Source organism: Flintibacter hominis (assembly GCF_014287965.1).
In the GTDB taxonomy this organism is placed as follows: Bacteria; Bacillota; Clostridia; order Oscillospirales; family Oscillospiraceae; genus Lawsonibacter; species Lawsonibacter aceti.
The window spans coordinates 1-2,605 of sequence record NZ_JACOPO010000024.1 but is presented as its reverse complement, the minus strand read 5'-3'; the positions used below and the strand labels follow the sequence as shown (position 1 = coordinate 2,605).

Below are 2,605 nucleotides of genomic sequence, written 5' to 3'. Positions count from 1 at the left end.
GTGCCGGTAGAAACCTTACCCGTCTTATCTACAAATACCTTTCCAGTCAGCACGTCAGCCACAGTGGTGGTCACAGCAGACACATCCTGGTAACTATCGGGAATCGGAGCTACCGTCACATCAGACAGTCCGTAATAACCGGGGTCTGGAGTCACGTTCTGCTGAACCTTGGTAGGCGTAACACTCTTGCTCTGGAGGTTATAGTTTCCGCCCCCGGCCACACCGGACACCGTACCACTTCCGTTGTGGTAGCCCTTCGGGATAGTGTAGGTGTCACCCTCCTGGACTTGCGCCGATACAGCGCCCCGGTTTTCAATACCCTCAATCTCTGTCGCCAGCTTGTCCAATGTGTCAACGCTCGTGCCAATACCAAGCTCTACCGCTTTCGCACGGATCGTATTTCTTGCGGTTTGGATGCGGCTGATTTCAGTTGCTACGCTCATTTTTTACCACCTTTCAAATCGTCCCTAAAAGGATCTCGATATTTCCAACAGTATCCTGCACCGCCGCCGCAGTAATGGGAAGGGTGTTGTCCCCCTCAAAGTCGCTCACCGCATTTACAGAGAGCGTATTCGTTTCCCTGTCCAGCAGTAGGCCGTGTCCAATCCTATAGCCACCACCGCCGCCCTCTGGTAATGGTATATCTGATTCCTCATATTCCCCGGAATCCGGGTTAAAAATGAGCCATGTCCCGTTTGTGCCGGGTTTTGGAGGATTATTGTTAATGTCTGTCAGACGGTCCTCCATCTGCTCAAACTCGGAGGGCATGGGCGGTGGGAATGCGTCTACCGCATTGATGCTATTAAACACCGTGGCATAAAACAGGTTGCTGTGCCGCACCAGGTCGCCCAGAGTCCCCCGAACCTGCATGGCGTATGTACCGTCATCCGCCAGCATGGAGGCGGTAAGCAGAGCGCTGTACACTTCCCCATCACGGGAAAGCTGGATGATGTTCTTCTGTCCATCCTTCTCCACGTCCACCTTCAGGTCCCACCCTTCCGGCAGGTCAGTGGATATTTCCAGAGACGTGACCTCATTATCACCCTCAAATCCAAGGGAAAAACCGGGTGGCGTACAGATATTCCAATCGGTCATGTAAATCATACGCCCACCTCCTGTGTCATAGCGGCCACTTTATCCAGAAGTGCGTCTATCTCTTCCCCACTGTATTTGCTGGTGTAGTAGCTCGTGGGTGTTTCCTCTGCAAGCGCCTGTAACTCCATGGTAGAAATCCTCTGTTCCAGGGCGGACAGCCTCTCTTCTATTGTCATGGTATCTCACCTCACACAACGAATCTTCGGCCCAGCTTGTCCAGAATAAAGCGGCCAGTACGGTCCATTACGGGGCCGTTTTGGGTTTCTTTCGGAACGGAATAGTAGAGAATAATCAGGCCATCTCCGCCCTCGCCACCTTGACTTGGCAATCCGCCTTCTCCTGGGTCAGCGGTGGTGGAACTCAAATTATAAGACCCGACCGGAGCTCCATCGCTACCGCTAAATGTCCCCGCCGCACCAATAGAGCTTCCACCGCCGCCTCCATAGCCTCCGCGGCCTCCGTTTCCATTAAGAGCCTTTTTAGGGACTATAGCCGCATCCGCGCCTTTCAGTCCATTTGTTGCGTAGGCCCGTGCGGTAATCGTTGTTTTGGAACTATTTCTGGAAACAGTAAATCTACCCAAAGCTGTGCCATTTTTACCTGCTGCGCCGGCCGCCGCACCGGACCCAAGCGCATATGATACTTCTGCGCCAGCGTATCCATCTCCAAGGTCCCCGTTAAAGCTGGCCTGGTCGCCATCTCCATCTAATTTTGGAGGCTCTGTGTTGTCGCGTGTTTTCGTTGTTCCCCCAGGCCAAAATGTCCCATCTTCATCCGTCACCCCAGTAGATGGAGTAAAGTGAAAACCATCCTGAGCCGTAGAATTTTCCCTGTCTTCAGCGGTCGTGCCTGCCCCGTCTCCTCCAGCGATTCCCTGAAGGCCAGTCGTTGCGTAAACCTCTCCGGTTATAATGTCCGTATAACCAAACTCAGATGAGCTGCCTAAATCGGATGAGATATCGCCAAGTGTCGTTGCGCTCCCTTCATTCCCTTCGGCTTCCGGATTTGATTCATCGTAAGTGGCACCAGTTCCGCCGGGTCCACAGCTATACTCCAACTCATCGATGACAGATAGGTCCATCTCTCCACGGTAGATTTTCCCGCCATGTCCTGGCGCTCCGCCTTCTCCTCCTTTTCCCCCTTCTCCTGGGTGCTTACCACTGTACCGGGTATTTATACCGAGTAATGAGTACGAAAACGAGAGCGTAGTAGCGGAACCGGGCTCTCCCTTTTTACCAGCTCTGCCCCCCTGGCCAGGTCCTATCAGGACATATTCGATTCGAGTGACCCCAGCAGGCTTTTTCCATCTTCCTGAACCTGTCAAAACAACACGCTCGGTAATATATCCCGTTTCCGGTTTCGGCGGCACAAATCCAACCAGCAACGTTTCGTCCGCTTTCAACGTGTTGGACAGGTTGATGTCAGCGGATTCTAGGCAGGCGGTGACTCCCGTTTTGTCATAAGGATGCCATGTCGCAACACGGTTACCCGGCACCTCTCCTTGGTATAC

The 2,605-nt window shown here is 53.2% G+C and carries 4 protein-coding genes; all 4 read right to left on the bottom strand.

Going from position 1 to position 2,605, the window contains the following annotated elements; genetic code table 11:
* Positions 1–443, bottom strand: a 443-nt coding sequence (locus H8S11_RS13660) for a hypothetical protein (RefSeq protein WP_436233183.1), incomplete at its 3' end; no start/stop codon positions are given.
* 13 nt (positions 444–456) lie between these two features.
* The gene (locus tag H8S11_RS13655) at positions 457–1,104 is read right to left on the bottom strand and encodes a hypothetical protein (RefSeq protein WP_186853528.1); all 648 of its coding nucleotides are present in this window, start codon (positions 1,102–1,104) and stop codon (positions 457–459) included.
* Entirely contained in the window at positions 1,101–1,271 is a 171-nt protein-coding gene (locus H8S11_RS13650) for a hypothetical protein (RefSeq protein ID WP_186853525.1), read from the bottom strand. The genes H8S11_RS13655 and H8S11_RS13650 overlap by 4 nt, the downstream gene beginning before the upstream one ends.
* Before the next feature lie 11 nt (positions 1,272–1,282).
* Positions 1,283–2,605 (bottom strand): hypothetical protein (locus H8S11_RS13645; protein WP_207722008.1); only part of this gene is annotated, 1,323 nt, incomplete at its 5' end.

What these genes read in the sequence shown, in the direction of transcription:
- H8S11_RS13655 (WP_186853528.1), bottom strand. Translation starts at nt 1,104, where the DNA reads ATGATTTACATGACCGATTGGAATATCTGTACGCCACCCGGTTTTTCC.
- H8S11_RS13650 (WP_186853525.1), bottom strand. Translation starts at nt 1,271, where the DNA reads ATGACAATAGAAGAGAGGCTGTCCGCCCTGGAACAGAGGATTTCTACC.